The 23999-nt window shown below is 71.5% G+C and carries 24 protein-coding genes and 1 pseudogene; 18 read left to right on the top strand and 7 right to left on the bottom strand.

From position 1 onward, the window contains the following. The first annotated feature begins 40 nt into the window (after positions 1-40). The 3 genes from ACFWY5_RS17630 to ACFWY5_RS17620 are packed head-to-tail and all read left to right on the top strand — an operon-like array spanning position 41 to position 3077. The gene (locus ACFWY5_RS17630; RefSeq protein WP_379632963.1) at positions 41-997 is read left to right on the top strand and encodes a D-alanine--D-alanine ligase family protein; all 957 of its coding nucleotides are present in this window, start codon (positions 41-43) and stop codon (positions 995-997) included. Next, positions 994-2373 carry a UDP-N-acetylmuramoyl-tripeptide--D-alanyl-D-alanine ligase gene (gene murF, locus ACFWY5_RS17625; protein ID WP_379632961.1) on the top strand — a complete coding sequence of 460 codons (1380 nt, stop codon included), beginning with the start codon at positions 994-996 and terminating at the stop codon, positions 2371-2373. Before ACFWY5_RS17630 ends, murF begins: the two co-directional genes overlap by 4 nt. An 11-nt stretch (positions 2374-2384) precedes the next feature. Further along, complete coding sequence (locus tag ACFWY5_RS17620) at positions 2385-3077, top strand: aspartate/glutamate racemase family protein (RefSeq protein WP_379632959.1); 693 nt, start codon at positions 2385-2387, stop codon at positions 3075-3077. An 8-nt stretch (positions 3078-3085) separates the two neighbouring features. On the opposite strand, the gene ACFWY5_RS17615 is transcribed toward ACFWY5_RS17620, so the two are convergent. Next, a complete protein-coding gene (locus ACFWY5_RS17615) occupies positions 3086-4951 on the bottom strand; it encodes an AAA family ATPase (protein ID WP_379632957.1) in 1866 nt (621 codons plus the stop codon). After that, positions 4935-5519, bottom strand: coding sequence for a D,D-peptidase/D,D-carboxypeptidase VanY-N (vanY-N, locus tag ACFWY5_RS17610; protein WP_379632955.1), 585 nt, complete (start codon positions 5517-5519; stop codon positions 4935-4937). Before vanY-N ends, ACFWY5_RS17615 begins: the two co-directional genes overlap by 17 nt. Before the next feature lie 191 nt (positions 5520-5710). Between vanY-N and ACFWY5_RS17605 the strand changes: the two genes are divergently transcribed. The 3 genes from ACFWY5_RS17605 to ACFWY5_RS17595 are packed head-to-tail and all read left to right on the top strand — an operon-like array spanning position 5711 to position 8377. Then, complete coding sequence (locus ACFWY5_RS17605; RefSeq protein ID WP_379610866.1) at positions 5711-6385, top strand: response regulator; 675 nt, start codon at positions 5711-5713, stop codon at positions 6383-6385. Positions 6386-6392: 7 nt separating this feature from the next. Continuing rightward, complete coding sequence (locus ACFWY5_RS17600) at positions 6393-7898, top strand: ATP-binding protein (protein WP_379632953.1); 1506 nt, start codon at positions 6393-6395, stop codon at positions 7896-7898. Beyond that, positions 7895-8377 carry a hypothetical protein gene (locus tag ACFWY5_RS17595; protein WP_379632952.1) on the top strand — a complete coding sequence of 161 codons (483 nt, stop codon included), beginning with the start codon at positions 7895-7897 and terminating at the stop codon, positions 8375-8377. Before ACFWY5_RS17600 ends, ACFWY5_RS17595 begins: the two co-directional genes overlap by 4 nt. Here ACFWY5_RS17595 and ACFWY5_RS17590 read toward each other — a convergent pair. Then, the gene (locus ACFWY5_RS17590) at positions 8358-9485 is read right to left on the bottom strand and encodes an FAD-dependent oxidoreductase (RefSeq protein WP_379632950.1); all 1128 of its coding nucleotides are present in this window, start codon (positions 9483-9485) and stop codon (positions 8358-8360) included. The two genes, ACFWY5_RS17595 and ACFWY5_RS17590, sit on opposite strands and share 20 nt — an antisense overlap. Positions 9486-9539: 54 nt before the next feature. Here ACFWY5_RS17590 and ACFWY5_RS17585 point away from each other — a divergent pair, with 54 nt between their 5' ends. The 3 genes and pseudogenes from ACFWY5_RS17585 to ACFWY5_RS17575 all read left to right on the top strand — a co-directional run bounded on the left by ACFWY5_RS17585 (position 9540) and on the right by ACFWY5_RS17575 (position 10723). Continuing rightward, positions 9540-10229, top strand: coding sequence for a TetR/AcrR family transcriptional regulator (locus tag ACFWY5_RS17585; protein WP_379632948.1), 690 nt, complete (start codon positions 9540-9542; stop codon positions 10227-10229). A 57-nt stretch (positions 10230-10286) separates the two neighbouring features. Further along, positions 10287-10601: pseudogene (locus ACFWY5_RS17580) on the top strand (family 1 glycosylhydrolase); the annotation flags it as partial. Next, positions 10559-10723: a family 1 glycosylhydrolase gene (locus tag ACFWY5_RS17575; RefSeq protein WP_379633110.1), complete on the top strand. Its 165-nt coding sequence runs from the start codon at positions 10559-10561 to the stop codon at positions 10721-10723. The pseudogene ACFWY5_RS17580 and the gene ACFWY5_RS17575, both read left to right, overlap by 43 nt. Before the next feature lie 71 nt (positions 10724-10794). On the opposite strand, the gene ACFWY5_RS17570 is transcribed toward ACFWY5_RS17575, so the two are convergent. Continuing rightward, positions 10795-11283 (bottom strand): winged helix-turn-helix transcriptional regulator, encoded by a 489-nt coding sequence (locus tag ACFWY5_RS17570; protein ID WP_379632946.1) that lies wholly within the window; start codon positions 11281-11283, stop codon positions 10795-10797. Between the two features lie 75 nt (positions 11284-11358). Here ACFWY5_RS17570 and ACFWY5_RS17565 point away from each other — a divergent pair, with 75 nt between their 5' ends. The 3 genes from ACFWY5_RS17565 to ACFWY5_RS17555 all read left to right on the top strand — a co-directional run bounded on the left by ACFWY5_RS17565 (position 11359) and on the right by ACFWY5_RS17555 (position 13285). Then, positions 11359-11955, top strand: coding sequence for a dihydrofolate reductase family protein (locus ACFWY5_RS17565; protein WP_379632944.1), 597 nt, complete (start codon positions 11359-11361; stop codon positions 11953-11955). Further along, a complete protein-coding gene (locus tag ACFWY5_RS17560; RefSeq protein WP_379632942.1) occupies positions 11949-12764 on the top strand; it encodes an MBL fold metallo-hydrolase in 816 nt (271 codons plus the stop codon). The genes ACFWY5_RS17565 and ACFWY5_RS17560 overlap by 7 nt, the downstream gene beginning before the upstream one ends. A 95-nt stretch (positions 12765-12859) precedes the next feature. After that, complete coding sequence (locus ACFWY5_RS17555; RefSeq protein WP_379610857.1) at positions 12860-13285, top strand: DUF6640 family protein; 426 nt, start codon at positions 12860-12862, stop codon at positions 13283-13285. Between the two features lie 20 nt (positions 13286-13305). Here ACFWY5_RS17555 and ACFWY5_RS17550 read toward each other — a convergent pair whose 3' ends face one another. Next, positions 13306-13851, bottom strand: a complete 546-nt coding sequence (locus ACFWY5_RS17550; RefSeq protein WP_379632940.1) for a CGNR zinc finger domain-containing protein — start codon at positions 13849-13851, stop codon at positions 13306-13308. An 82-nt stretch (positions 13852-13933) separates the two neighbouring features. On the opposite strand from ACFWY5_RS17550, the gene ACFWY5_RS17545 reads away from it, so the two are divergent. Next, entirely contained in the window at positions 13934-15175 is a 1242-nt protein-coding gene (locus ACFWY5_RS17545) for an MFS transporter (RefSeq protein WP_379632938.1), read from the top strand. Here the strand turns inward: ACFWY5_RS17545 and ACFWY5_RS17540 are convergent. Then, complete coding sequence (locus ACFWY5_RS17540) at positions 15156-17417, bottom strand: phosphatidylserine/phosphatidylglycerophosphate/cardiolipin synthase family protein (RefSeq protein WP_379632936.1); 2262 nt, start codon at positions 17415-17417, stop codon at positions 15156-15158. The two genes, ACFWY5_RS17545 and ACFWY5_RS17540, sit on opposite strands and share 20 nt — an antisense overlap. A gap of 120 nt (positions 17418-17537) precedes the next feature. Here ACFWY5_RS17540 and ACFWY5_RS17535 point away from each other — a divergent pair, with 120 nt between their 5' ends. The 5 genes from ACFWY5_RS17535 to ACFWY5_RS17515 all read left to right on the top strand — a co-directional run bounded on the left by ACFWY5_RS17535 (position 17538) and on the right by ACFWY5_RS17515 (position 22833). Beyond that, on the top strand, positions 17538-18668 hold the full coding sequence (locus ACFWY5_RS17535) for an ROK family protein (protein ID WP_379632934.1): 1131 nt from the start codon (positions 17538-17540) through the stop codon (positions 18666-18668). A 134-nt stretch (positions 18669-18802) separates the two neighbouring features. Beyond that, positions 18803-19984, top strand: a complete 1182-nt coding sequence (locus ACFWY5_RS17530; RefSeq protein WP_379610851.1) for a Gfo/Idh/MocA family protein — start codon at positions 18803-18805, stop codon at positions 19982-19984. Then, positions 19981-20793 (top strand): SDR family NAD(P)-dependent oxidoreductase, encoded by an 813-nt coding sequence (locus ACFWY5_RS17525; protein WP_379610850.1) that lies wholly within the window; start codon positions 19981-19983, stop codon positions 20791-20793. The genes ACFWY5_RS17530 and ACFWY5_RS17525 overlap by 4 nt, the downstream gene beginning before the upstream one ends. Positions 20794-20824: 31 nt before the next feature. Then, positions 20825-21895: a glycosyltransferase family 4 protein gene (locus ACFWY5_RS17520; protein WP_379632931.1), complete on the top strand. Its 1071-nt coding sequence runs from the start codon at positions 20825-20827 to the stop codon at positions 21893-21895. Beyond that, a complete protein-coding gene (locus ACFWY5_RS17515) occupies positions 21892-22833 on the top strand; it encodes a DMT family transporter (RefSeq protein ID WP_379632929.1) in 942 nt (313 codons plus the stop codon). Before ACFWY5_RS17520 ends, ACFWY5_RS17515 begins: the two co-directional genes overlap by 4 nt. A gap of 45 nt (positions 22834-22878) precedes the next feature. Here the strand turns inward: ACFWY5_RS17515 and ACFWY5_RS17510 are convergent, their stop codons facing one another. Beyond that, entirely contained in the window at positions 22879-23862 is a 984-nt protein-coding gene (locus ACFWY5_RS17510) for a saccharopine dehydrogenase family protein (protein ID WP_379632927.1), read from the bottom strand. Between the last annotated feature and the right edge of the window lie 137 nt (positions 23863-23999).

Genomic DNA, 23999 nt, shown 5'->3' with positions numbered 1-23999 from the left:
CGGCGCTGTCTCCGTGTCCCTGAGGAAGGCTGATCAGATCGTGACTGAACGCGTACGCGTGGCCGTACTGGCGGGAGGGCCGTCCGCGGAGCATGAGGTGTCGCTGCAGTCGGCGCACGCGGTGCTCGACGCTCTGCCGAAGGATCTGTACGACCCCGTCGCCGTCATCATCGACCGGCAGGGCAGGTGGCCGGTGGAGCTGCGACGCGATCGGGTGGACGTGGTCTTTCCCGCGCTGCACGGGCCGTTCGGCGAGGACGGCGTCATCCAGGGCCACCTGGAGACGCTGGGCATCCCGTACGTGGGCTGCGGCGTCCTGGCCTCAGCCGTGGCCATGGACAAGGTCGCGATGCGGCGCGCCTTCCTGGCGGAGGGCATTCCGGTCACTCCGCACGTGTGGTTCACCGAGCACGAATGGCGTACCACCACCGACTCCTGGGATCTGGTGAAGTCGCTCGACTGGCCGATGTACGTCAAACCGGCCGCCATGGGCTCCTCCATCGGCATCTCCCGCGTCACCTCCATGGAGGAACTGCGCGCGGGCGTGGATCTGGCGCTGGCCTACGACCGGGTGGTCATCGTCGAGCAGGAGGTGAGCGCGCGCGAGCTCATCTGCAGCGTGCTCGGCGGCTACGACACTCCGGACGCTTCGGTGCCCGGCGAGCTCATCGTGCCCGGCGAGTGGCTCGACTACGAGGCCAAGTACCTCAGCCAGGCCGAGATCGCCACCATCCCCGTCGAGTTGCCGGAACGGGTGGCCGAGGACGTGCGTGAGCTGTCCCTGCGCGCCTTCCGGGCGATCGGCGGCTACGGCCTGTCCCGTGTCGACTTCCTCTACGAGCAGGACACGGGACGCCTGTACGTGCTGGAGATCAACACGATGCCCGGCTTCACCGCCCGTTCTGTCTACGCCAGGACGTGGGCCGCGAGCGGCGTCCCCTACCCCGACCTGCTGCGCAGGCTCATCGACCTCGCGTTCGCCAGGAGCGGCTCATGATCCCCATGACCCTGGACACGATCGCGCGGGTCGTCGGCGCCCGCCTGTGTGACGTGCCCGACCCGCGGGCGACGGTGACGGCGCCCGCGGCGGTCGACTCCCGTGAGGTGGTGCCCGGCGGCCTGTTCGTCGCTACGGTGGGCGCCCACGTCGACGGTCACGACTACGCGGCCGGCGCCGTCGCGGTGGGCGCCGTCGCCGTGCTGGCCTCAAGGCCCGTCGGCGTGCCCGCCCTCGTGGTCGAGGACGTCCAGCTCGCGATCGGCCTGCTGGCCAAGCACCTGCTCGAACAGATCAGCCCGGCCGTGATCGGCCTGACCGGCTCCGTGGGCAAGACCACGACCAAGGACCTGCTGGCCCAGGTGCTCGAACGGCACGCCGCGACGGTCGCCACCGACCGGTCGTTCAACAACGAGCTGGGGTTGCCGCTCACCGTGCTGCGCGCCGACGCCACCACCCGATACCTGGTGCTGGAAATGGGCGCGGGCCGCAAGGGCGACCTGACGTACCTGACCGGGCTGGCGCCGCCCCAGGTCGGGCTGGTGCTCAATGTCGGCAGCGCGCACGTGGAACGTCTGGGAACCGGGCCCGCCGACGTGGCCGAGGCCAAGGGCGAGCTGGTCGAGGCGCTTCCGGCGGACGGGTTCGCCCTGCTCAACACCGACGACCCGTACGTCATGGGCATGGCCGGTCGCACCAGGGCCACGATTCTGCTGTACGGCAGGGCGCCGGAGGCACAGGTGCGAGCCGAAGACGTGCGGATGACCGATGGCGCGCGAGCCGCGTTCGAGCTGGTGACGCCGTCCGGCCGCGCCGCGGTCGAGCTCGGTCTCATCGGCGAGCACCAGGTGGGCAACGCCCTGGCCACCGCCGCCGTCGCCACCGCGCTCGGCCTGGGCGCCGCCGAGATCGCCGATGGGCTGAACGCCGCCCGGCGGCGCTCGGCGGGCCGGCTGGAGATCGTCGAACGACCGGACGGCGTCACCGTCGTCAACGACGCCTACAACGCCAGCCCCGAATCCATGCGGGCCGGGCTGCGGGCGGTGAAGGCGCTGGCCGGCGCCCGCCGTACCGTCGCCGTGCTCGGCGCGATGGGACAGCAGGCGGAGGCCTCGCGCGCCCGGCACGCGGAGATCGGCCGGCTGGTCGCCGGCCTCCGCTTCGACGTGCTGATCGCGGTCGGAGCGGGGGATCCGCTCGCGCTGGCGGAGGCGGCGGAGTCCTCGGACCAGGGCGTGGCCGTCCACACCGCCGATGACGTGGCCGATGCGATCAGGCTGGCCACCGCGCTTCTCGAACCGGGGGACGTGGTGTTCGTCAAGGCCTCCAGCGAGATCGGCCTCGGTGTCTGCGCCCGGGCCCTGGCGATTCAGTGAAACGGAGTTCCATGCGCACGATCGGTCTCATCGGCGGGCTGAGCTGGGAGTCGACGGTGGTCTACTACCAGATCATCAACCAGCGGGTACGCGAGCGGCTCGGCGGCAGCCATTCCGCCAACAGCCTCATCTGGTCGGTCGACTACACGACCGTCGAGGATCTCATCTTCGCCGACCGCTGGGAGGAGGTGAGCACGTTGCTGACCGGTGCGGGCCGCGGCCTGGAGGAGCTCGGCGCCGACCTCCTGCTCGTCTGCAGCAACACCTTCAGCCGGGTCAGCGACGACGTGGAGCGGGCGGTGAGCGTCCCGGTGCTGCACATCGCCGACGCCCTGGGCGCCGAGATCCGCGCCAGGGGCATGCGCAGGGTCGGCCTGCTGGGCACCCGGTTCACCATGGAGGAGCCCTTCTACCGCGACCGGCTGGCCGCCCACGGTCTCGACGTGGTCGTCCCCCGGCGTGAGCAGCGGGAACTGGTCCATCGCGTGATCTTCGACGAACTGGTGCGCGGGGTGCTCCGTGACTCGTCCAGGGAGGCGTACAGGAAGATCATCGATGACCTCGCGGACGACGGCGCCGAAGGCGTCATCCTGGGCTGTACGGAGATCGAGCTGCTGATCGGCGAGAAGGACAGCCCCATTCCGGTGTTGCCCAGCGCCCGGCTGCACGCGGAGGCGGCGGCCGGCTTCGCGCTCGCCGACTGACCTGCGGTTCAGGTGCCATACAGCTCCCGGTGCCACAGGCCGGCGCGGACGCGTTCGATGCCGGCGCTCAGATGGCGGCGGTAGGTGGTGAGCGGGAGGCCGAGCCGTTCCGCGGCCAGTTCCTGGGTGGGCGTGCCGCGCAGGAACGTGACGGACAGCGCCCGGTGGAGCTTGGCCGAGCGCGGGTCCTCAGCCAGGTCGTCGATCGCCTGGCGGAGCAGGTCGCCCAGGGCCGTGGCCGGGTTCTCGCCGGTCCGCCCGGCGATCAGCCTGGTGCGCGTCAGCGGGGAGTCGGCCAGCGCGTCCTTGCGCGGCAGCCGGCGCAACGCCTGGCGGACGGCCTCGGCGAACTCCGCCTGGGACAGCACCTCCAGTGTCGCGACGGTGGGCCGCTGGTTCCTTCCTTCCAGCCACGCCCGCGCCGGAACCGCGCGCCAGTCGTGAGCGAACAGGGTGTGCGCGTCATCGGAGATCTCCCGCATCCCGAGGCGCTCCGCGTGCTCCAGGAAGGACCATGCCATCCGCTCGGACCGCAGGCAGTTGCCGATCGCCCGGCACTGGATCAGGTCCATCACCGGCGAGTTTCCGCGATACGGCGGCAGCGCCCACGTCCGGCTGATCGCCAGATGCTCACCGGCGCGCAACGGCGTGGTGGCACGCGCGTGCGCCCACGCCATGGCCACGACGGGGTCGGCCGCCAGCTCCTCCTCGTCGAGTTCCGCCAGCCGCAGCCACGCGGAGAAAGCCACGGGCTCGCCGGTTCCGGTCCGTCGATACAGCCGGAACGCCTCCGGCTGACGTTCGGCCCAGAAGGCGGCGCTCTCCGCTCCGGCCGCCACCCGGAGCAGCGTGCCGACGTCCTCCTCCCGCAAGGGCTCCTCCCGGAACCGGCCCTCGTCCGGTGCCCTGGTGTCGCGGTGCAGGTAGAGCAGTGCCGCCACCGCGCCGGGCACGTCCGCGTCGCTCACCGTGCGCACCCTGTCCGACAGGTGCGCATGGACGCGGTCGTGCATCGCCGCGTACCCCTGGGGATCCCGCCATCGCAGGTCCGCCTCCAGGGCCTCCCGCACCACGTCATGCGGGAACAGGCCGAGCCGGCCCGACCACACGAACGGCGACCGCCGCAACCACCGGAACAACGTCCCGGCGTCCTGCGGCACGACCGCGCGCAGCAGGTCTTCCGTGGTGGTGTGCGCGTGCGCGCAGATCTCCAGAGCGTGCCGGTGCGCCGCCGAAGGCACCTCGCCCACCAGGTGATCCAGCAACGTGGCCACCATGGCCTGATCCGGCGTCCACCGCCCGCCGTCCTTCACCGCCACGGCCGCCCCGAGCAGCAGCGCCAGCGGATGGCCACCGGCGAAGGCCAGCAGCGGCTCGCGCGACTCGGCGGGCACCCCGCTGGAGTCCAGCAGGGCCCGCGCGTCTCCGGGCCGCAGGTCGCGCAGCGGCAGCACCTCCAGCGCCCCCGCCCATCCGGGATCCACCTGCCACCGCAGGTCCGGCGGGTTGCGACCCGCGATCACCACCAGCGCTCCCACGGGCAGCCGCGGCAGGTACCGCTCGCGCAGCCATTCCTCCAAGCCTTGCAGGCGCTCGAAGTCGTCGACGAGCAGCACCGCGTCCGTCTCGCGGAGATCCGGCACGCGCCCGTCCACCATGGACACCGGCCGGCCCGCCGCCGCGGCCTCGCGGGCGAATCGCCGTAGCAGGGCCGTCTTGCCGATGCCGCCGGGACCGTGCACGTACAGGACGCTGGTGCCGCCGCCGTACAACGCCGTGGTGAAGACCGCGAGCTCTTCCTCGCGCCCCACGAACGCCGTCTCGCGTGCCGCTCGCAGGCGGCGTCCCAGCAGTTCGTTACTCCCCGCTGACATACCGGTTCCCGTTCCCGCTCATGTGGGCCACGCCGGGGTGGGGCCGTCGTCGTGGTGGTATGCCGCGGCGCTCCGGGTGGTGCTCGAAGTGCCACCACTCGTTGTCGTACATGCGGTAGAGGTCGTAGCGGGCGCCGTGCTCCTCCAGCCAGTGCGCGCCCTCGTGGGGGCGTACGTCCAGCGCGATGCCCTTGACGTGGCAGGATTCCGCCGGTGGCAGCACGAGCATGCGGGCCAGGGCCGGGGAGCCGGTGCGGCGTACCTCGTCGTCGAACATCCGCTGCTGGACAACGGGATCGCGGTGTCCCGAGGTGAGGCCGATGAGCTGGCCGTGACGCCAGAACGCCTCGGTGCGCGCCGCGGTGAACGCCGCCAGGGCGCCCTCGGTGAGCCCGGCGAGGTCCTCGGCGGGGAAGCGCATCCGCAACGCCCAGCCGCAGGCCAGTTCGCGGGCCCGGCCGGGGTCGCGGGCGAGCGCCACGGGCAGCAGGAGTACGGCGAGCACGTGCGTGACCACGGCGAACAGCCGATCTCGGGGCCGGGATGGGATGGTGCGTGGTTCGTTCATGACGAACTACGATTGGCGCCGAATGTGTGTGCGTCGTCTGTCGTTTGTCACCGTTTGACGACGGCGGCCACCGCCGGCGGGACCGTGACACAACCATGACATGGCGCGGACGAGCCGGGGACATGACCGGCCGACAGTGGATGGAGTTGACCGGCGGACGAGTTACGGAGCGTGCTGTGGTACTCGGCGGCGTGTCGCGAGTGTTGTTGATCGAGGATGACCCGGCCGTGCGGGAGGGCCTTGAGCTGGCCCTGACCCGGCACGGGCATCGGGTGGGCGCGGTGGAGTCCGGCGAGCAAGGTCTGGACCGGCTGCGTACGGACCCTCCCGACGTCGTCGTGCTCGACCTGATGTTGCCGGGCATGGACGGGTTCGAGGTCTGCCGCCGCATCCGGGCCATCGGGGAGATACCGATCATCATGCTGACCGCTCGCGGCGACGACATGGACGTGGTGGCGGGGCTGGAGGCGGGCGCCGACGACTATGTGGTCAAGCCGGTGCAGCCCAGGGTGCTCGAGGCGCGCATCCGCGCGATTCTCCGGCGGATCGGCCGGGACCAGGCGGAGCTGGAGCGGCACGGGGACCTGACCATCGATCGGGCCGGGCTGGTGGTCGCCAACCGCGGCGTGCCGGTCAGGCTCACCCCGGCCGAGCTGCGCCTGCTGCTCGAACTCTCCGGTACTCCGGGCCGGGTGCACAGCCGCCAGCAACTGCTGGACTCGGTGTGGGAGCACGGGTACTTCGGTGACTCGCGGCTGGTGGACGCGTGCGTGCAGCGGTTGCGCGCGAAGATCGAGGACGACTCGGCGGCGCCCGTCTACGTGCAGACGGTGCGGGGGTTCGGGTACCGGTTCGGGCCGGTGTGAGCCGCCGATGACGCCTCGGCCGAGTCTGGGGCTGCGTGCCCGGCTGTTGTCCGCGTTCGCGCTGCTGTGCGTGGTCACCACGGCGGCGGTGGCCGGCGGGATCTACGTCCAGGCCCGCAACGACATCCTGCAGCGGGCCCAGGACGCCGCGCTGCAGGCGATGAAGGGCCGCCTGGAGGCGCTCTTCCCGCTGCGGACGTCGACGCCGGACCAGACCGAGCTCGGCAGGATCGCCGAAACCATGACAGAAAGAAACAGCTCCACGCTCGTCCTCTACCAGAAGGCGTACGCGCAGGCCGGCCCGCCGGAGGGCCCACCACCCGGCGCCCCGCCCGGCCCGCCGTGGGGCACGGGGCCGGGCGGGAACATGCCGCCCGCCCTGGGTCCCGGGGACCTCTCACGAGGGCTCCGGCAGGAAGTGGCCGGCGGCGCCATCGCGTGGCAACGCGTCGTGCGGGACGGCAAGCCCTTCCTGATCATCGGCGCGCCGTTGCTGATCGTCGAGCAGGAGGCGACGCGGAACTCCGGCATCGAGATCTACACCACGCGCAGCCTGCTTCCCGAACAACGCAGCATCGACCGGCTCGCCATGAACTCCTGGCTCATCGGCGGCGCGGCCATGGCGTTCGCGGTCCTCCTCGCGCTGCTGGCCACCCGGAGCGTGCTGCGCCCGGTGCGCGAACTCGGCCGGGCGGCACGCCTGCTGGGCGAGGGCGAGCTGCGGACCAGGATCGCGGTCAGCGGCTCCGACGAGCTGGCCGACGTGGCGCGTACGTTCAACAACACCGCCGCGGAGCTGGAACAGCACGTCACGCAGTTGCGTGAGATGGAGGCCGACGCGCGCCGGTTCGTGGCCGACGTCTCCCACGAGCTGCGCACCCCTCTGGCCGCGCTCGCCGCGGTCGCCGAGATCCTCGACGAGGAGGCGGCCCGGCTGCCCGAGACCGCCGGCAAGGCCGCACGGCTGGTCAGCCAGGAGACGCTCAACCTCACCGAGCTGGTGAACGACCTCATCGAGATCAGCAGGTTCGACTCCGGCGTCGCGGCCCTCACGCTGAACGAGGTCGACGTGGCCGAGCTGGTGCCCGCGACCCTGCGTGCCCGAGGCTGGACGGAGCAGGTGGACACCGAGCTTCCACCCGCGGTGACGGCCCGGCTGGACCCGCGCCGGGTGGACGTCATCCTCGCGAACCTGGTCGGCAACGCCCTGCGGCACGGCGCGCCACCGGTGTCGGTACGGCTCTCCGCCGACCAGCACTGGATCACTCTGGAGGTACGCGACCACGGGCCGGGGCTGGACGAAGCGGTGCTGCCACACGCGTTCGACCGCTTCTACAAGGCCAGCGCGGCCAGGGCCAGGTCCGAGGGCAGCGGCCTCGGCCTCGCCATCGCGATGGAGAACGCGCGCCTGCACCGAGGCGACCTCACCGTCACCAACGCCCCGGACGGCGGCGCCCTGTTCACCCTGCGCCTGCCGCGCCGGGCACCCGATCCGGAAGGAGACTCCGCGTGAGGCCCGGGCTCTCCCGCCGCGTGCTGGCCGCCGGCCTCGTGTCGCTCGTCGCCGTGGCCGGCTGCGGCGTACGGCCCAGCGACCCCATCTCCGCCGGCGAGCCGCCGAGCGGAGGCGTGGCACAGACCAAGACGATGACGCTCTACCTGGTCAAGGACGGCCGGCTCAGCGTGGTGACGCGACCGCGTATCCGTCCGATGTTCCTGACGGACACCCTCGCGCTGCTGGCGGAAGGCCCCACCGCGGAGGAACGAGCGCGCGGGCTCACCACCGACGTCCCGCCCGGCATCGGCCCGATCGCGGCGACCGTCAAGCCGGGCGGCCACCTGGTGCTGAACCCGTCCACCCCGGGCGACGAACTGTCCCCGCTGGCCGTCCGGCAGATCGTGTGCACCACCGCCGCGCTGCAGGAGGGCCTTGCCCGGATCTCCGTCGTCGGTGCGGGGCAGAGCGTCGACCCTAGAGACTGCCCGGGGTAGCGGTGGCGCGGATCAGGTCGCCGAACGTCTCCTCCAGGTGCTTGGCCGTCTCCTCCTCGGCCTGGCTCATGCGGGTGAACATGGCCTGCTCGTACGCGGCGAGACCGGCCTCGACGTCGTCGAGATGGGCGGCGAGAGCCTTGCCGAGCTCGGCGCCGTCGGACATGGCCTGATTGGCTCCTTCGCCGTTGGGCGCCAGCAGATGGGCGGCGTCGCCGACGAGGGTCACCCCGGGTGTCCGGTCCCACCGGTGCGGGTGGGGCAGGGCGTGATGCGGGCGCAGGACCGGCGGGGTGTCGGTGTCGGTGATCAGCGCGGTGAGCTCGGGCGCCCAGCCGTCGAACTCCGCCACGACACGCGTGACGGCCGCGGCCGGATCGGCGAAGTCGATGTCGTCGAACCACGCCAGCGGCCTGGTGAGCTCCACATAGGCGTGCAGTGTGTCGCCGCGTTCGCGGTGAGCGGTGATCGTCTCCCCCTCCGCGGGGACGAGCATCATGCCGCCGCCGACCGCCTTCGCGGCGGCCGGGTGCCGCGTGTCGGCGTCGAACAGGTAGGTCTCGACGAAGGACGTGCCGGCATACTCGGGCACCGCCTCCGACAGCAGCGGGCGGACCCGCGACCAGGCGCCGTCCGCGCCGACCAGCAGACTCGTGGTGACACTGCCGCCGTCGGCGAAGATCACCTCGTGGCGGCCGCCGCCGAGGCTCCTGGCGCCGGTGACCTTGCGGCCCCACCGGACGGTGCCCTCCGGGAGCGCGTCCAGCAGCATCCGCCGCAGGTCCGCGCGCTGCGCCTCCGGACGGCCGCCCGTGCCGTCGTCGGCTTTCTCGAACAGTACGGCGCCGTCCGGCGCCAGACCGCGTATCGCCTGGCGGCCTTCCACCACGATGGCGCGGAACTCCTCCATCAGACCGGCCGCCTCAAGGGCGAGTTGCCCGTTGTAGTGGTGGATGTCGAGCATCCCGCCCTGCGACCGTGCCTCCAGCGAGGCCTCCGCCTCGTAGACCTCGGCCGGGATGCCGTGGACGTGCAGGACGCGGGCCAGCGTGAGTCCGCCGAGCCCGGCGCCGATGATCGTGACTGCATCTTTGGTGCGCTGTTCCATGTTGGAACACTATACCAACTTGGTTCATCGCTCCAAGGTGGCAGAATGCGGGACATGGCAACGCGAGCGCGCCGGACAGAGCGGCGCAGACAGGTGCTCTCCCGCGAGCAGATCATCGATACCGCCATCGAACTGCTGGACGCGGGCGGCGAGGGCGGGCTGACCGTCCGGGCACTGACCGAGCGCCTTGCCACCGGATCCGGGGCGATCTACTACCACGTGGGCACCCGGGAGGAACTGCTGGACACCGCGACCGAAACCGTCGTCGCCGCCGCCCTGGCCACCGAGCCTTCCCGGACTCCGGCCACGCCCGAGGACGAGATCCGGGTCGTGGCGCTGGGCCTGTTCGACGCGGTCGCCGTACACCCGTGGCTGGCGACTCGGCTGGCCGTACAGCTCACCCGCAACCCGTGGGGCCCGGTGACCGTGGGGATCTTCGAGAAGATCGGCCGGCAGGTGCGCGCCTTGGGCGTGCCGCACGCCATCTGGTTCGTCGCGGCTTCGACGCTCGTGCACTACATCCTGGGCGCCGTCAGCCAGACCGGCATGGGAGGGGACCCCCCAGACGCCGAGACCGACCGCGAGAAGTTCTTCGAGGCGACGTCGACGGCGTGGCAGGAACTCGACCCCGCCAGCTACCCGTTCATGCACGCCATCAGCGGCCAGATGCGCGAGCACGATGACCGCGAGCAGTTCCTCGCCGGCATCGCCCTCATCCTCGGCGGCATCGCCAACCTGCCATAGGCGAAGGAGAGCCTTCCAGGGTTAACGTCTGGGTCGTGATTCCCTTCCCAGAAGGAGATGATGACCGAAATGCAGCACGTGGACCCATCCCTCGGCTACGCCTTCCCGCGAGGTTTCCTGTGGGGCGCGGGCACCAACGGCGTACAGAACGAGGGAGCGCCGCTCGCCGACGGCGGCGGCCCTTCCATCTGGCACCCCTGGTCACGTACGCCCGGCAACGTGACGACGGGCGAGACCGTCGAGGACGGACCCGACTTCTACCGGCACTACCGCGACGACCTGCGGCTCATGCGCCGGCTCGGGCTCGGTTCCCACAACTTCGGGATCAGCTGGGCCCGGGTGCTACCCGAGGGCACGGGCACCGTCAACCATGCCGGGCTGGACTGCGCTACGGCCTTGTCCACGTGGAGCATCAGACCAAGCGCAGAACCGTCAAGGCCTCCGGCCACTGGTACCAGACCGTCGCCGCCGCCAACGGCCTGCCGTCCACCTGACCCGCTCCCCCGCCGGCCCCCGCGGCGACGGGACCGCGTGGCCATTGCCGACGTAGGCGCTCCCGCGGTTGTCACTCGGCGTGTTCTCGTGCGGCGCAGGCGGCGTCGAGACGTTCGAGCGGGCTGGGACCTTCGTGCGGCTTCGGCGGGGCGCCGAGGTGGCGGGTGCGGAGTTCGTCCATGAGCTCCTCGATGAACGCCGGACCTTCGTCGCGCATGAGCTGCTGCCGGCTCCGGAGCTCGTCGCTGCCGGGGCGCCGGTCGAGGCCCCAGTTGCCGAGGGCGTAGATGATCGGGAGGGTCTGGATGCCGGCTTCCGTGAGGCTGTAGCGAGCGCGCTGCCCCCGGACCGCGGTGCCGCGGGTGAGGATCCCCGCGTCGATGAGCCGCACGAGGCGGTCGGCGAGGATGTTCGAGGCGATGCCCTCGATCGACCCGGTGAGCAGCGCCCGGAAGTAGCGGCGGTCGCCGAAGATGATGTCGCGAAGCACGAGCAACGACCAGCGATCTCCGAGCACTTCGACGGCGGCGTTGACCGGACACCCGGACCGAGGTTCCACGGCTCCTCCTTGACAGGCACTTCGCCCTGATTATAGTGATTGCAAAATGCAAGCACTCTTGGGAAAGGGGGGACGATGGGCCGCTTCGTCTATTCGATGAACGTGTCCCTCGACCTGCGGATCGAGCAAGTCCCCGGGGACAACGGCGCCGGCGAGTGGCTGCGCCTCCACGAGGACATGCACCGCGAGGCCAACGCGCGGACACGGGCGCTCGCGCTCATGGTCCACGGCCGGGTCTACTACGAGCTCATGGAGGAGTCCTGGCCCGGCACCTCCGAGGACGCGTCGCTGCCGGACTACATGCGTGAGTACGGCGAGCTCTGGACCGCCAAGCCCAAGGTGCTCGTCTCACGCACCCGGCGCGGCGCCGGCCACAACACCCGGATCATCGGCGGAGACGACGCGATCGAGCGACTCGCCGCCCTGCGGGCCGGGACCGACGGCACCATCAGCGTGGGCGGCGCGACGCTCGCGACACAACTGCTCAGGGCCGGGCTGCTCGACGAACTGCTCCTCTGGACCCACCCCGCGATCCTCGGCTTCGGCAGGCCGCTCTTCGACGACTACGACATGCCGATCGAGCTCGACCTGATCGAGCAGCGAACGTTCGAGCACGGCGTCACGATGCACCGCTACGCCCTCCAGGATGTAAAGGAGGCGAGCCCGTGCTGACGCGGATCGCCGAGGGTGTGCTGGTCCACGAGAGCGAGTTCGTCCAGAGCAACGCCATTGTCGTGCAAGGCCGCGCAGGCGTGTTGCTCATCGACCCCGGGATCACGGGCGGCGAGATGACCTGCCTCGCGAGCGACCTGTCCGACCTGGGGCAGCCCGTCGTGGCGGGCTTCTCGACGCATCCGGATTGGGATCACATGCTCTGGCACCCGCTGTTCGGCGCGGCCCCTCGCTACGGTACGGCCCGATGCGCGGCCGCCGTCCGCGACCAGCTGTCCGACCCGGGCGCGAAGGCCGAGATCACCGCCCACCTGGAGCCGACCGGCATCGCCGACCAGGTCCCGCTCGACCTGTACGGCCTCATCACCGCCCTCCCCGCCGAAACCGCGCAGATCCCCTGGGACGGCCCCCGAGTCCGGATCATCGAGCATCGGGCGCACGCCCCGGGCCATGCGGCGCTGTTCGTCGAAGACCGCGGGGTTCTCGTCGCCGGCGACATGCTCTCCGACGTCCTGGTTCCGATGCTCGACCTGGACGGCACCGCCGACCCGATCGAGGACTACCTCGCGGCGTTGCGGCTGCTGGAGGGCGTGGCGGGCGACGTCGACGCCCTCGTCCCCGGCCACGGGTCGGTCGGCGGAGCCGATCAGGCGCGGGCACGGATCGAGCTGGACCGGGCGTACGTGCTCGCCCTGCGCGACGGCCAGGACCCCGGCGACCCGCGGGTGGGCCCGTCGGCCAAGCCCGGCTGGGAATGGGTGAGCAGCATCCACACAGGCCAGCTGCAACGCCTCACGACCCCCGGCTAGACCCGGCATCGGGCGCCGTGCGATTGACATCCTAGGGCATCTATGTTTACTTAATGCCTCTAAGTAAACTAGATGCTCTAAGAGGAATGCACGTGATGCCCCTCCCCCGAATCCTGATCGTCCTGGTCGCCGTGATCACCACGGTCGGCGCCGTGCTGGCCGACCTGGTGATCCCCGACCTCGCGGCACAACACGCCTTCAACCCGGCCTGGCCACCGCACGCCAAGTTCCACGACGCCCAATACATGGTGATGACCGTGCTCCTCGGGATCATCGGGCTGGCCCTCGCCCTCCGGCGAGGCCGGAACTCCCTGCTGCACGCCGCCGCCATCCTGGCCGTCCCTTGGCTCGGCATGATCGGCGCGCTCCTGTTCCCCGGCACCGCCACCTACGACCCGGAGTTCGCCGGCCGGACCGTCTTCGTTCTCGGCCTGCACGGGCAGGTCTTCATGGCGATCGTCCTGCTCCTGGTCCTGCTGGCCGCCGCGGCGGCGACCCTGCGTCACCACGCCTCCACCTGAGAGGTCACCAGAGACGTGGCTCAAGCCTGGCGGCGGCCGCGGTAGGCGGCGGTCTTGGCACGAGCGGTACACGCCGCGCTGCAGTAACGACGCGACCCATTGCGGGTCAGGTCGATGTAGACCGCCTCGCACTGGTGCGCGGCGCACTCGCCGAAACGATCCGGCCCGTAGCCGTCCACCACAAGGGCGAGCACCATGGCGAACTCACCGCCCAGAGCCTCCACCGGGGTTCCACCGGAACCGTGAAAGTGCAGGTGAAAGGGCTGGCCAACATCGTCGACCAGGTACGGCTGCGCGCCGTACCTGGCGATCATGGCATTGACGCGGGCGGCCTGATCGGCCGGGCTCGCGGCAAGGAGGGCCTGCCGCAGCTCGGTGGCCAGCTCGGCCAGGCGCGGCCCGGCATCCGGTACGGCGAGCACCGCCGCGGCCGTCCGGTCACCGAGTCCCGCGGCGAACGCCGCCGCCAGGTCCGCGCCGACCGGCGGCACCACCGAGGCGCCGCCCCGCAGGCGCGCCGTCGCCAGGTTGACCAGTTCGGCGAGCAGCGGAGCCTGCCGTGTCACGTTACAGGCTATTTCCACTTGACTAGTAACACCCCTTCCCTATGTTATGGGTGTAGTCCAGTTAGATGGTAACGGAGTCGCCATGCTCGCACCCTACCGACACCTGCTCGCCTGTCCGGGTGTCCCGCGCCTGCTCGCCGCCGGGCTCATCGTCAAGCTGGGCACGCCCGTTCTCAGCCTTGCCCTGCTGCTGGCCGCGGTCGACAGGCTGGGCTCCTACGCCGTCGCCGGGCTCGTCCTCACCGGCCACGCGCTGGCACTGGCGCTGTGCGCGCCGCTCGGCGGCCGGGTCGCCGACCGGTACGGCCCGCGCCGGGCGCTGAAGGGTTACCTGGCCGCCCACGCCCTGGCCTACGCCCTGCTCCTCCTCACCCCGCCCGCCCTGATGATCGGCGCCGCGGTCCTGCTCGGCGCCACCACTCCGCCCGCGGGTTCGGTCATCCGGGGCGCCTGGCCCCGCCTGGTCCCCGAGGCCCGCCTGCCCGCGGCGTACGCGGCCGACAACGCGGTCAACGAGATGATGTTCATCGCCGGCCCCATGCTCGTGCCGCTGCTGACCCTCGCGGTCTCCGCCCACAACGTGGTGGCGGCCGCCGGCGCCGCGGTCCTGCTCGGCACCGCGCTGCTCCTGACCTCGCCGGCGGTACGGCAGGCGGAACCCGCGGCACCGGGCAGGTTCCGCCTGGCCGGACCGCTCACCCACCGGCCCACTCTCCTGCTGCTGGCCGTCGCCGCGTCCGGCACGTTCACCTTCGGCTGCCTGCGCGTCGGCGCGGTCGCCTCGGCCGACGCCTTCGGCTCAGCCGCCTCCGCCGGCGTCCTGATGGGCCTGCTGTCTGCCGGGGCCCTCGTCGGCACCCTCGGGTACGGCGCGCGGTCCTGGCCGATCGCCTCCGGCCGCTTTCTCGTCCTGTTCTCGCTCGCCGAGTCCCTCCTCCTGCTCGGGGCGGGCTGGGCGCCCGGGTTCGTCACGCTCGCCGTGCTGATCACGCTGGTCGGGCTGGCGACGGGGCCGCGCGACGCCGTCGTACCGGCGCTGCTCGCCGACCGTGCGCCCGCCCGCTACCGCACGGAGGTCTTCGCCTGGCTCAACACGTTCATGTGGGCCGGTTATGGGCTGGGCACCGCCGTCGCCGGCCAGCTCACCGGGCCGGGCGGCAACGGGGCGGCGGGCGGCGACCCCGCCGCCTTCGTCGCCGCCGCGGCCGGAGCTGTCCTGGCGGCCGTCGCCGGGTGGTTCGCCACGCGCTCAGCCAAGCCCGCCGACCCGGGCGCGGAAGCCGATCACGTGGTGTCGGAGGACCTCAGGGGGAAGTGTTCGTGAATCCGGTTCTGGCCACGATGTCCGCGTAGCCGTTGACGTTGAAGTCCTCGGTGTAGAAGTAGGTGAATCCGCCCGGCCCGGCGCTGACCGCGGTGGCGAACTGGTTGCCGACCGTGTTCGGGTTCATGCGCTCGGCGGGAAAGCGTCCGGTCGCGGAGCCGTCGGCGTTGAAGCCCTTGGCGTACACCTCGTGCGTGCGGTCCTGGTTCCAGAGGTCGGTCTCGGTCCAGCCGACGACGAAGCTTCCCGACGGCTCCGCGGCGATCGACGGCGTCCCCTGCACGGCGCAGGCGTTCAGGTGGCAGAGTGGCGGGTACTCCAGGTTGCCGTCGGCCTGGTCGCCGAGGGTGTAGCGGCCGTTCTTCACCGGCTTCTCGGCGAACCGGCCGGCCAGCGCCGGGGTGAATCCACGGGTCCGCACCCGCCAGATGCCGCCGAGGTTGTCGCTCCAGGCCACCACGCTGTTTCCCGACGAGGTGGTCGCGACCGCCGGTGCGAGGTGCTGGCCCGCGTTGTTGGCGTTGATCTGGGTACGGCCGGCCACCACGGCCCCGTTCGTGCCGAGCCGCTTGCCGTACACGTGAGGGGCCTGTTGCCAGACCACGGTGGCGACGCCGGAGGCGTCCACCGCGACGTCGGGCCGGTTGCCGGCGCCGGCCTCGTCCGGGCCCCAGAGCCGGGTCGCGGCCGAGGAGTATCCGGCGGCGCGGACGGACGAGGTGTGAGCGTCCTCCCACACCACGGTGAACGCCCCGGTACCGGTGACCGCGATCCGGGGCCGCGTCTGGTCACCGCGCCACTCCGGCTGGTTGACCCAGATCGTGACGCCGAGCTGGCCGGTGACGGAGAGCCTGCGCACGGCGATGTTGTGCTCGCCGCGGCAGTCGCCGTCCTCGGCCCAGGCGATGAAGGCGTTGCCGCCGTCGTCGACTCCGGCCGCGGGCTGGACGTGGTTCCAGCCGGTGGCGCAGCCCGCTCCGCCCATGTCGACGCGGATCGGGGCGGTGACGGGCCTGCCGTACCGGTAGATCCTGGCGAAGACCCGCGCGCCGCTCTCCCAGGTGAGCGCGGTGTAGCCGTTGCGTTCCGTCGAGGCTCTGGGAGTGCGCTCGTCGGCCGCGTCGTTGGCCGCCATCTGCAGGGCGGCGTCCGGGTACGCGGCGGGCACGACCTTGATCGCCTGCTCGTACAGCAGATCCATGTTGGCGGCGTAGGCGGCGTGGATCGCGGCATCGTCGATCTTGACGAACGAGTCGTCTGCCGTGGTCAGCGATCCCATGTTGATGTTGTGCGAGCCGGTGTAGACGTACTGCCTGCCCAGCGCGTCCTCGGTCAGCATGATCTTGGAGTGGAGCGTGCCCACGTCGCAGGTGGTGACGGGCTCGTGGCAGCCGCCGGGGCGGAAGGTGTGAACGACGAGGCCGTCCTTGGCGAGCTCCTTGGCCACGTCCGTCGTCTGGTTGCCCTCCGGCACGAAGATCTGGATCGAGCAGCCCTGCTTCTTGCGGTTCACCAGCGCGGTCCGGACCGCGACGCGGTCGAGCGCGAACTGGGAGTGGGCCAGCCGGATCGAACCCGGGCACCGGACCGCGTCGATCGCCGCCGCCATCGGGTCGTCGGCGCGTGGCGTCATCCAGACGGTGACCTTGCCGCTGTCGGAGGTGAAGGAGCCCGCCCAGGTGTGGATCTGCTGCGACCACAGCTTGTCGAAGACGCCGCGATAGCCGGCCGCCAGCCCGGCGTCGCCCGAGCTGACCAGCATGTTCTGGTGCGCACCGAACTTGGCGTCGAGGTTCTGCGAGCTCTGCGCCACCACGTCGGTCCGGCCGTCCAGCAACCGGCTGAAGACGGCGAACTTGTGGTGCATGACGTCCTTGGCGGTGCTGTTGCACGCGTCCGCGCACAGCACCACGTGGCCCGGACCGAGATCGGCGGCCAACTGGTCGAGAAGGGCGTTGTGCCCGGTCTTCTCCGCCACGACCCGGACGTCCACGCCGCGCCCCGCGGCCTGGACGAGCTTGTTCTTGATGACCGCCCGTTCGAGCACGAACGTGGCCAGCCGGAGGGTGGAGCCCGGCGCCGCCTGGTCGATCAGCCCGGTGAGCTTGGTCTCCAGCGAGTCGTCGGTGGGGCCGGTGACGCCCGGGGCGGTGAAGTACGCCTCGAGCTGCGGGGTGGCTGCCGCCTGAGCCGGTACGGCCAGGCCGAGCAGCATGACTAAGCTGGCAAGAATCTTGAGCATGTGACCTCTCTCATGGGATGACACAGCGAGGGGTGACAAGATCGTCTCTTAGTGCTGATCCCCGAAATCGCACTTATAGTGGACTCCACAATTAATAACCGTCAAGAGGGGATCAACGCAGTGACCCTCGCTGTCAGCGGTGGCGACCTCCAGCGGCTGCGGCGGCTCAACGCCCTCGCCGTCGTCTCCGCCCTGCGCGGGGCCGGACCGCTCCCGCTCACCCGCCTCGCCGAGCACACCGAGCTGGCCAGAGCGACGATCAAGGAAGTGGTCCGCGACCTCATCGCCATGGGCTGGGTCGCCGAGATGGATCCGAGCACCGGCGGCGGCAAGGGACGCCCCGCCCGGCGCTACCGCTTCCGCGCAGAGAACGGCCGGGTGCTCGGCCTCGACATAGGGGCGCACAAGGTCCTGGCCGCCATCAGCGACCTCGACGGCGAGGTCCGGCACGTCTCCCGCGAGCCGATCACCCCCGGGCACACCAGGCAGGAGCGCCTGGCCGCCGTCGACCGGGCCGTCGACGCGTGCCTGGCCGCCACCGGCACCTCACCGGCCGACGTCTGGATCACCACCGCCGGGAGCACGGGCTACGTCGACAACGAGGGCAACATCGTCGTCTCCCGCGCCATCCACGACTGGTCCGGCGTACCTCTGGCCGGCCACCTCACCGGCCGGCTGGCCGGCGAGGTCCTGGTGGACAACGACAGCCGGCTCGCCGCGCTCGCCGAATGCCGCCGCGGGTCCGCCCGCGATGCGCGCAACATCGTCTACCTGCACATCGGGCGCCGGGCCGGCGCGGCCATCATCCTGGACGGCGTCCCGCTGCGCGGCTCGACCGGGGCGGCCGGCGAGATCGGCCTCCACCCGCTGTTCCACCTGGCCGACTCCAGCGACCTGCTGACCGCGGGAAACTCGGGACAGGCCGTCTTCGACGCGGCCCGGCGCGGTGACGCCGCCGCGCTCAACGTGGTCCTGCGCTACGTCAAGGTGCTCGCCCTGGCCACCGCCGCCATGACGCTGACCGTCGACCCCCAGGTGATCGTCATCGGCGGCGGGTTCTCCCGCTCGGCCGACGTCCTGATGCCACCGCTGCGCGCCGAGCTGGAGACGATGTGCCTGCGCACCCCCGAGCTGCGCGCCTCGACGCTCGGGGACGAATGCGTGGCCATCGGGGCCGTCTGCCTCGGGGTCGAGCATCTCAACCAGCGGTTCTTCAACCCGGAGCACGGGCCGGTGGCTCCGCTCCATTAATTATGGTCTCCTCCATATATGACGATCCGTGCGCGAAATCGCTTCAAGTCTTGTCTTTTCAATCACCATTAGGCATCTTGATCGCAACGGCACCACGCCTTGACGACTCAACGTGATGGAGAGGCCGACAGAGCATGGACGATCTCCGCATTGCCGCCATCGGGCTGGGACAGAGGCGTAGCCTCGCCGTCGCCGCCCACCGCGAGTCAGGCCGCGGATCGCGCATCACCGCAGTCTGCGACCTGGATGAGACCACCCTCCGCACGGAGGCCGGCTTCTTCGGCGCGAACGCCGCCGAGACCGACTACCGCCGCCTGCTGGACCGCGACGACGTCGACGCGGTACTGGTGGCGACCCCCGACCACACCCACGCCCAGGTGGCGATCGACGCGCTGCGCGCCGGCAAGGCCGTCTACCTGGAAAAACCGATGGCGACGACGGTGGCGGACGCCGACGCCGTCCTGCGTGCCGCCAGGGAGTCGGGCTCCCGGCTGTACGTCGGGCACAACATGCGGCACATGGAGGTGGTACGCCTGATGCGCCGGCTCGTGCTCGAAGGCCGGATCGGCACCCCGAAGGCGGTGTGGATCCGCCACTTCGTGGGTCACGGCGGCGACTACTTCTTCAAGGACTGGCACGCCGAACGGTCCAAGGTGAACAGCCTGCTGCTGCAGAAGGCCTGCCACGACCTCGACGCCATGCACTGGATCGTCGGCGGCCACACCGAGGAGGTGCAGGCGCTCGGCGGGCTGACCGTCTACGGCGACCTGCCGCGGCGCGCCGCCGGAGTGCCCAAGGCGGAGAACTGGCTGAGCCTGGAGCACTGGCCGCCGTCCAGGCAGCGTGACCTCAACCCGGTGATCGACGTCGAGGACCTGGCACTGTTGAACCTGCGTCTGGGCAACGGGGTGCTGGCCGCGTACCAGCAATGTCATTACACCCCCGACTACTGGCGCTCCTTCACGGTGATCGGCGACGCCGGGCGGCTGGAGAACTTCGGTGACGAGCCGGGCGGCACGATCCGGGTGTGGAACTCGAGCCGTCGCGGCTACGACCCGGCCGGGGACGCGGAGTTCCGCATCCCGGGGCCGGTCGGCGGGCATGGCGGGGCGGACGCGAAGGTGATCGAGGAGTTCGTCCGGTTCGTGCGTGAGGGCGGGCGTACCGACACCTCGCCGGTGGACGCGCGCACGGCCGTGGCCGCCGGTGACCTGGCCACCCGCTCGTTACGGAACGGCGGCGCCGTACTGCGGATTCCCGAGCTGGAGGAGTCACTGCGGGCCTACTTCGACAACGGACAGGTGGAGGCGGCATGAGCGGACGTCAGGACCGATTCGACCTGAGCGGGCGGGTGGCGCTGGTGACCGGCGCGGCCGGAGGCGTCGGCCGGGTGACGGCACGGCGGCTGGCGGCGTCGGGCGCGGCGGTGGCCGTCACCGACATCGACGAGTCCGGCGCCGCCGACCTCGCCCGGGAGATCGCCGCCGGCGGTGGCCGGGCGCTCGGTCTCCGGCTGGACGTCACGTCCGCCGAGAGCGTGTCCGCGGGATTCGCCGCGGCCGCGCGAGAACTGGGCGGCCCGGTGGACGTGCTGGTCAACAACGCCATCGTGGCCTGCCCGGTACCGCCCCGCTTCCATGAGGCGCCGGAGCGGCTCTGGGACACCGACTTCGACGTGATCGTCAAGGGTGCGGTGCGCTGCGTACAGACGTCGCTGCCCGCGATGATGGCGCGTGGCGACGGCGTGATCGTGAACGTCGTGTCGGTGAACGCCTTCGCCTTCTTCGGCCACCCCTCCTACAGCGCGGCCAAGGCGGCGATCGTCTCGCTGACCCGCTCACTGGCCGTGGAGTACGGCGGGCACGGCATCCGGGTGAACGCGATCAGCCCCGGAACCATCCGCACCCCGGCCTGGGACGAGCAGATCGCCAAGAACCCCGCCACCTTCGACGCGCTCAAGAAGTGGTACCCGCTGGGCCGGGTCGGGGAGCCGGAGGACGTGGCGACGTCGATCTGCTTCCTGGCCTCCGACAGCGCCGCCTGGATCACCGGGTCGGTCCTGACGGTCGACGGCGGGCTCACCGCGGGCAACGCCCTCATGGCCCGCTCCGTCGAAGGCAACTGACCCCTCGACCCGACAGGAAAGGACGCAACGCATGCGTGTCATGCATCTGGTGCAGTGCGGCCCCACGACCGGTGGAACCGTCAGCCACGTCGCCACCCAGGTGACCCACCAGATCGCCCGCGGGCTGAAGGTCGCCGTGGTGGCCGGGAGCGACGGGGTGCTGACCGGGCACTGCCGGGAGGCGGGCGCCGACGTCTTCGTCGACCCGACTCTGCTCCCGGTCCCGGCTCCCGGACAGCCCGGCGACCCGGCCGCCCTCCTCGCCGCCGGCGCCGGCTGGCGGCCGGAGCTGATCCACGCCCACCTGATGCACGCCGGGTTCCGCGGCCAGGAGCTCTCCACGGCGATCGGGGCGCCGCTGCTGTACACACAGCACATGTACAAGCCGGTGGACCCGTTCCTCGAGGCCGCCCTGGCCACGGGCGCGGACTTCCCGGTCATCGCCGTGGCCGAGTTCGCCCAGCGGGCCATCGGCAAGTTCCTCGGCGACGCGGGCCGCGTCCACTATGTGCCGAACGGAGTCGACGTCCCCTCGCCGTCGGGCTTCCGGCTGGAGGCGGGCGCGGGTCCGCGGGTGCTGTACTGCGGGCGGCTGTCGCCGGAGAAGGGCGCCGATGTCGCCGTCCTCGCATTCGAGCTCATGCTCGGCCAGCTGCCCGGCGCGACGCTGCACCTCGTCGGGACGGGCCCCGACGAGACCCTGCTCCACAGGCTGGTCTCCGCTCTCGGGATCGCCGGGCACGTACGTTTCCACGGCAGCGTGCCGGGCGCCCTGACCGCCGGGATCGGCGCGGACGTGCTGCTCGCCTCCTCCCGCGGCGACGCGGCCAGCCTCGTCATCCTGGAGGCGATGGCCTCGGGCGTCCCGATCGTGTCGACGGCGGTGGGCGGCATCCCCGAACTGGTCCGGCACGAGGTCGACGGCCTGCTGGTCGCCCCCGACAACCCGCACGCGCTGGCCCGCGCCGCGCTGAACGTCCTGGCCCGCGAGGACCGCGGCGCCGCCATGACCGCCCGCGCCCGCGACCGGCACCGCGAGCTGTACACGGCCGCCCGCATGGTGGAACGCACCTGCGCCGTCTACGAAACCGTCACGCGGTGAGCGGTGGCAGAGGGCGGCTGATCTGGCAGTCCGCCGCGCTGGTCCTCCTGCTGGCCTCGACCTGGCTGGTCGTGGAGGCCTCCCTGCGCGACGCGAGCACCGGGATCGTGTCGGCGGGCCGTACCGCGTTCACCGTCCTGGGCCTGGTGGCGCTCACCTGGTGGTCGCCCGCCTCCGCGCCGCCCGCCTCCCGGGCCACGGGCTATCGGTGGTGGCAGATCGGGCTGCTGGCACTGACCGGGGTGACCGCGTACACGGTGCTCTCGACCGTCGCGATCAGCCTCGCCGGACCGGCGCTGCCCGCGCTGACCCTCTCCCTGACCCCGGCCGTGGTGCTGATCGCCGAGAGCGTGATGCTGCGCACCCGGCCCTCACCACGCACCATCGCCGGAACCGTGATCGCGGTCGCCGGCGCCGCGCTGTACACGGTGCCCAGGCTGGCGGGGTCGCTCGGCGACGACGTGGCGCTCGGGGCGCTGGTCGCGCTCGCGGCGATGTTCTCCATGGCCTTCTACGGCCTCTACTTCAGCAGGACGAACCGCGGCTACCAGGGGGCGATGGCGCCACGCATCCTGCCGATCTTCGCGGTCGGGACGATACCGCTCGCCGCTTGGGCGGCGACGGACGTCGCGGCAGGAGAGCGGGTCAGCTGGACGGTGCTGGGCATGCTCGTGCTCCTGGGCATCGTCATCTACGTGCCCGTCTACCTCCTCCAGCACCGCATCCTGCTGACCGGCGGACCGTCCTACTCGGCGCTGCTGGGCCTCGCCGTACCGCCGCTGGTGGGAGTGAGTTCGGCGCTGTTGCACCTGGCCGGGGCGCCGACGTCGCTGCAGGTCGCCGGCATGGGGCTCACGCTGGCCGGGATGGCCCTCGTCATCCGGAGCAAGCTGGCGCGGGAGAAAAAGGACGAACCCGCTCACGCCGCGTCATCGTAATGGCGGTGGCCACGGTACGGTTCCGATCCGACGCCCGACCGGGTGTCACGGGCCGTCGTCGATCCGGAGGTCGAAGCCGTCGCTCGCGAGCTCGGACAGGAAGGCGATCGGGTCCACCAGCTGCTCGATGTGCCGGACGCCGGGCGGTAGCGCGGGCAGGTCGCGGATGAGCAGCGCGGCGGCGCGGCCGGTGACGCGGCTCTGCCGCCGCCCGCTGAAGGACGCCCCGCCCCTGCCCGAGGTGACGGTCACGGCGAACCCGTCGCCGCCGAAGTGGAACCTCGCCAGCGCGCCGAGGAGCAGGGAGCGGACCCCCTTCCGGCGCAGCAGGCGGGCGACCGCGGGCCGGCCGGCCACGGCCAGCAGTCTGGTGAACAGCCGGGAGTCCAGGCACAACCCGGTGCGTACGGCAGGCACGCCGAGCGTCCCTGGCAACGTGTACTGATCGGAGAACGGGAAGCGGTGGACCACGCGGGAGCCGTACGGCACGGGAAAGTTCATCGTCCAGGAGCCGTCAAGGGCGCCCAGCCCGTCCAGGGTCCAGGCGATCGCGGCCGGGCCGTGGTGTTCACCAGAGCCGAGCAGGACGCCGACGCGCAGTTCCGCGGCCGGTGAACGCTCGGCGCAGACGCGGGCCAGCAGGTTGGTGACCCCGGGGACCAGGCCGACGCTGAGCGCGGCGGTCGCGCCGGACGCGCGGGCCACGTCGTCGAGGCCGCCGATCTCGGCCAGCAGGTCGTGGGAGGCCGACACGTCCACGTAGCCGATGCCCCTCTTCAGGCAGGCGCGGGCGACGCGGGCGTTGTCGATCTCGGCGCACATCAGGACCGTCGTGACCCCGTCCAGCGCCCTGTCCAGATCGGCCGGGTCGGCGGCGTCCACGCGCATGGCGGTGGTGCCCGGAATGGGCGCCGCCCGGCCGGGGTTACGGCCGGCCACGATCACCCGGGTACCGGGAACTCCGGTGAGCGCGGCGGCGGCTTCGCGGCCGACCGCGCCGTAGCCGCCGAGAATGAGGACGGTGTTCATCCCTGGCTTCCTCCCCGCCGATCGCGCGACCTGCACGCCTCTTCCGTCCGTTCGGTAACACCCATATCCATGTCGAGCCCTGTCCTTATGAGGAACGTGCGATTCGTCAGCGCCCGCGTTCATGAAGAGCGTGGAGG

It is taken from the genome of Nonomuraea sp. NPDC059007 (assembly GCF_042740555.1).
In the GTDB taxonomy this organism is placed as follows: domain Bacteria; phylum Actinomycetota; class Actinomycetes; order Streptosporangiales; family Streptosporangiaceae; genus Nonomuraea.
The sequence above is the reverse complement of the archived record's forward strand: the minus strand, read 5'-3'. Positions and strand labels throughout refer to the sequence as shown.